This window comes from Prevotella sp. P5-126, from assembly GCF_002251185.1.
GTDB lineage: Bacteria > Bacteroidota > Bacteroidia > Bacteroidales > Bacteroidaceae > Prevotella.
Genome location: NZ_NPIZ01000058.1, coordinates 1 through 667 on the forward strand (window position 1 = coordinate 1; position 667 = coordinate 667).

Consider the following 667-nt stretch of genomic DNA (forward strand, 5'->3'; position numbering starts at 1 on the left):
GTGCCGAGGGCCTCGCCGCCGGTAGCGTACACCACCTGTCCCGTAAGGTAGCCGATGGCGTGCTGTCTCTGTTCCTGTCCAATGGTTAATGCAGGCATCGCGCTTGTAAGGTTGTTGCCGATGAATTCATAGGTGTCGTAGTAGTTGACTATCTCGAGTTGCGGGTCGCTGATGCTGTACGGTGCGGAGTAGCCTGTGCTGCAGACACCCCCTGATCCGCTCGTGTATGATGTAGCGGAGAGCACCGACCCGTCGCGGTTTCCGTCGCTGCATGTGCCCTGCACGCACAGCCTTCCGAAGCGGTCGTACAGGCAGAAGCGGTAGCGGTTTCCCAGAGCGGTGTCTCTCATGTACGCCATGCGGTCGGCACTGTCGTACCAGTACTGCACGCATTCCGCCCCGGGCAGTTTCTTCCATACCACCCGCCCTCTATTGTCATAACGATATTCGTATGCATATATTGTCTTTTCCTGCGATATTTTGTTGAATGCAGGTGTGAGCACGAAGCGCAGCTGGCCGAGGTCGTTATATACATAATAGGTATCTCCTGCTGCGGTGCGCTCCATAATCTTCCTCCCGAGCAGGTCGGTGAATACGGCTGTGCTCCTGTTGTCGGCATCGTAAGACACTGCTTTTGCCAGCGTTCCCTCTGGATAGTACTCGAAGG

1 pseudogene is annotated in these 667 nt (G+C 56.1%); it reads right to left on the bottom strand.

Annotated features, from left to right (window positions below):
- A pseudogene (locus CIK90_RS14175) lies at positions 1-667 on the bottom strand (hypothetical protein); the annotation flags it as partial.